The organism is Sphingomonas sp. CCH10-B3 (genome assembly GCF_001556185.1).
GTDB classification, from domain to species: Bacteria; Pseudomonadota; Alphaproteobacteria; order Sphingomonadales; family Sphingomonadaceae; genus Sphingomonas; species Sphingomonas aquatica.
Genome location: NZ_LSIJ01000091.1, coordinates 1 through 3,476, shown reverse-complemented (window position 1 = coordinate 3,476; position 3,476 = coordinate 1). Strand labels below are relative to the sequence as shown.

The window sequence follows — 3,476 nt, the reverse complement described above, 5'->3', positions numbered from 1 at the left end:
GCGGTCGGTTGAGTCTTTGGTGCGTCGCTGGCGCTTGCGTCACCGGGGCACATATCGTCCAACGGAGGATCGGACGTCTTTGGTGAGGTCGCTGTTCGCTCCCGTCACCAAGGCACAAATCGTCCCCCGGACGATTTGAGTCCTTGGTGACCCCTACGGGACTCGAACCCGTGTTTTCGCCGTGAGAGGGCGACGTCCTAGACCGCTAGACGAAGGGGCCGTGGCCAAGAGGCCGGGCACTTAGGGCGACACCCCCTTAGCGTCAAGCCGCCGCGCGTCGCCGTTCGGTCATCTCGACGTTGAGCATCTCGGCCAGCAGGAAGGCGAGCTCGAGGCTCTGCCCGGCGTTGAGGCGCGGGTCGCAGTGGGTGTGATAGCGATCGGCAAGGTCCATCTGGGTCACGTCCATCGCACCGCCGGTGCATTCGGTAACGTTCTGGCCGGTCATCTCGACGTGAATGCCGCCCGCGATCGAGCCCTCGGCGCGGTGCACCGCGAAGAAGCCGCGCACTTCGGCGAGGATGCGGTCGAACGGGCGGGTCTTGTAGCCATTGTTGGTCTTGATGACGTTGCCGTGCATCGGGTCGCAGCTCCACACGACCGGATGGCCTTCGCGCTGCACCGCGCGGACGAGCTTGGGCAGGCCGCTTTCGATCTTGTCATGGCCATAGCGGGTGATCAGCGTCATCCGCCCGGCGACGCGCGCCGGGTTGAGGACATCGAGCAGCCGCAGCAGCGCGTCGGGCTCGAGCGTCGGCCCGCATTTCATGCCGATCGGATTGCCGACGCCGCGCAGGAACTCGACATGCGCCGATCCTTCGAAGCGCGTGCGGTCCCCGATCCACAGCATGTGTGCGCTGGTGTCATACCAGTCGCCGGTCAGCGAATCCTGCCGCGTCATCGCCTGTTCGAACGGCAGCAGCAGCGCTTCGTGGCTGGTGTAGAAGGTCGTGCCCTTCAGCTGCGGCACGGTGTCGGGATTGATCCCGCACGCTTCCATGAATTCGAGCGCTTCGCCGATGCGGTCGGCGACATCGGCGAATTTCTTGGCCCAGGGGCTGCGGCCCATGAAGTCATGCGTCCAGCGGTGGACCTGATGCAGATTGGCATAACCGCCCCCGGCAAAGGCGCGCAGCAGGTTGAGCGTCGCCGCGCTTTGCGCATAGCCCTGAATCATCCGCTGCGGATCGGGCCTGCGCGCTTCGGGTGTGAAAGCGATGTCGTTGACATTGTCGCCGCGATAGCTCGGCAATTCGACGCCATTCTGGACTTCGGTATCGGCCGAGCGCGGCTTGGCGAACTGGCCCGCCATCCGCCCGAGCTTCACCGTCGGCAGCTTTGACGCGAAGGTGAGCACCACCGCCATCTGCAGTAGCACGCGGAAGGTGTCGCGGATATTGTTGGGGTGGAATTCGGCAAAGCTTTCCGCGCAGTCGCCGCCCTGCAACAGGAACGCCTTGCCCTCGACCACGCGGGCGAGATCGGCGGTGAGATCGCGCGCTTCGCCTGCGAACACCAGCGGCGGATAATTGCGCAGCGTCGCCGTTGCTGCGGTCAGCGCGGCTGGATCGGGGTAGCTTGGCAGCTGGCGCGCCTCATGCGCGGTCCAGCTATCGGGGGCCCAGTTGGCGGCCATTTTTGCGTCCAGTCATTCGAAAAAACCGGCAATCCCATGCGCTCAATCGCGCAAGGCTTCAATAGCCCGCGTCGAGATCGACGACGTTGGTCATCGGCGCGCCCGACATGAAGGCGTTTAGGTTCTGCAGGAACAATGCCGTCGCGCGCTGGAACATCCTGGTCTGGCTGCGGCCCGACAGGTGCATTGAATGGATGCTGTTGGGCGCCGACCAGAGCGGATGCTCGGGCGGGAGCGGCTCGGGGGTGACGACATCGAGGAAAGCGCCCGCGATGCGGCGCTTGGTCAGCGCCTCGATCAGCGCGTCCTGATCGACCATGTCGCCGCGTGCGATGTTGATCAGCCAGGCGCTCGGCTTCATCGCGGCGAGTTCGTCGGCGCCGATCATTGCCTTGGTCTCGCCGGTCGAGGGCGCGGCGAGCACCACCCAGTCGAAGTCGCCGATCTGCGCGCGCCACTCATCCGGTGTCAGCGTGCCGTCGCGGCCCGAGCGGGTGACGCCGGTCACCGCTACCCCGAATGCCCGCAACCGCTCGGCGATCAGCGTGCCGATCGCGCCCATGCCGATGATCAGTGCGCGTGTGTCGAACAGCTCGGTCTGGCCCGGCGCCGAAATCGTCCATTCGTGGCGATCGGCGATGCGGACCACTTCGTCGAAGCGCTTGGCGGAGACGAGCACGCCCATAACCGCATATTCGGCGACCGCGATCGCATTGATGCCGACGCCGTTGGTCAGGATCGTGCCGCGTGCCTTGAGCAAGTCGAGCGGGAAAGCGTCGAGCCCGGCGTAGATCGTGCTCACCCATTTGAGCTTTTCGCCCGCCGCGACCGCTTCGCCCGTCCACGCGGGGCGCTGCATGTCGACCCAGGCGATATCGGCGTCGATCACCTGCGCCAGCGCTTCCTCGTGATTGGCGAACCACGCGACCTCAAGGTCCGCAGGCAGCTGCGGTTCGATCAGCGGGCGAGCAAGCGCGGGAAGGACAGCCTTCACGCCGCGATCGCCTCAAGCGCTTGCCGGTAGGGCGTCATGTCCCAATCGGGCCAGCGCGCCTGCGTGCGCGCGATCGTCGTCGGTGTCCAGAATGGCGCACCGGGGAGCGGAATGCCGAGGCAGGCGAGCTGTTCGGGCGACGCATGGCCGATCAGCTTCTTCCACGGGCGCATGAAATGCAGCGGCCAGGCGATGCGGCCGATCATGTCGTTGCCCGCCGCCTTGTAGCTGGCAGTGATCGTGTAGCGATGCCCACCGGGCCGCGTCAGATTGGTGCCGCGGTGATAGACATCGATGCCATAAGCGAAGATCGACCCGGCCGGCGCCGCGCCCGATCGCTCGCGCGCCTTGAGCGCAAGCTGGACATCATCGGCGCCCGCCGCCGCCTGTGGCAACGCGGTGCGGCCGCTGCCGACGACCGCCTCGGCGTCGGGCGCGGCGACATAATGGATCGCGCCCAGATCGTCGGTGACGTCGGTGACGTAGATCATGAAGTTGATCGTGCGCTCGGCGGCGTCGTCACCGGGCACGGTCAGCGTGTGATTGGCGAAATCGCAGTGGAACGGCTGGTCGTAATCGGCCTCGCCGGTATATTTCGCCCAGGCATCGCATTGGTAGAGATGCACCTGCTCGACCCCGAGCGCGGCCTTGGCAAAGGCGATCAGGCGCGGATCGAGGCCGATCAGGTTGATCGCGGGCGATGCGGCGAAGGGCAGTTGTTCCTGATTGAGGAATTGCGCGGCGTCGAACGCCCCGATGCCGCCCTTGGGCTTGCGGTCGACCGCGTCGCCGGGTCGCGTCCGTCAATGTGGTGTAGAATTGGGTGTGGCCAGCGGGCTGCATTTT

4 protein-coding genes and 1 tRNA gene are annotated in these 3,476 nt (G+C 65.8%); 1 reads left to right on the top strand and 4 read right to left on the bottom strand.

All coding sequences use genetic code 11. The annotated features are described in order from the left end of the window. Positions 1-144: 144 nt before the first annotated feature. From AX672_RS14445 to AX672_RS14430, 4 genes are all read right to left on the bottom strand, one after another. Positions 145-220, bottom strand: a tRNA-Glu gene (locus tag AX672_RS14445). Between the two features lie 42 nt (positions 221-262). Then, positions 263-1,636 (bottom strand): class II 3-deoxy-7-phosphoheptulonate synthase, encoded by a 1,374-nt coding sequence (locus tag AX672_RS14440; protein ID WP_066652344.1) that lies wholly within the window; start codon positions 1,634-1,636, stop codon positions 263-265. 58 nt (positions 1,637-1,694) lie between these two features. Further along, positions 1,695-2,630 (bottom strand): D-2-hydroxyacid dehydrogenase, encoded by a 936-nt coding sequence (locus tag AX672_RS14435; protein WP_066652343.1) that lies wholly within the window; start codon positions 2,628-2,630, stop codon positions 1,695-1,697. After that, positions 2,627-3,256, bottom strand: a complete 630-nt coding sequence (locus AX672_RS14430; protein WP_066652342.1) for a hypothetical protein — start codon at positions 3,254-3,256, stop codon at positions 2,627-2,629. The genes AX672_RS14435 and AX672_RS14430 overlap by 4 nt, the downstream gene beginning before the upstream one ends. Between AX672_RS14430 and AX672_RS19130 the strand changes: the two genes are divergently transcribed. Beyond that, positions 3,251-3,476, top strand: a 226-nt coding sequence (locus AX672_RS19130) for a hypothetical protein (protein WP_168727495.1), incomplete at its 3' end; no start/stop codon positions are given. The genes AX672_RS14430 and AX672_RS19130 overlap by 6 nt on opposite strands.

Coding starts and splice junctions, on each gene's coding strand:
- AX672_RS14440 (WP_066652344.1), bottom strand. CDS start 1,636: ATGGCCGCCAACTGGGCCCCCGATAGCTGGACCGCGCATGAGGCGCGC.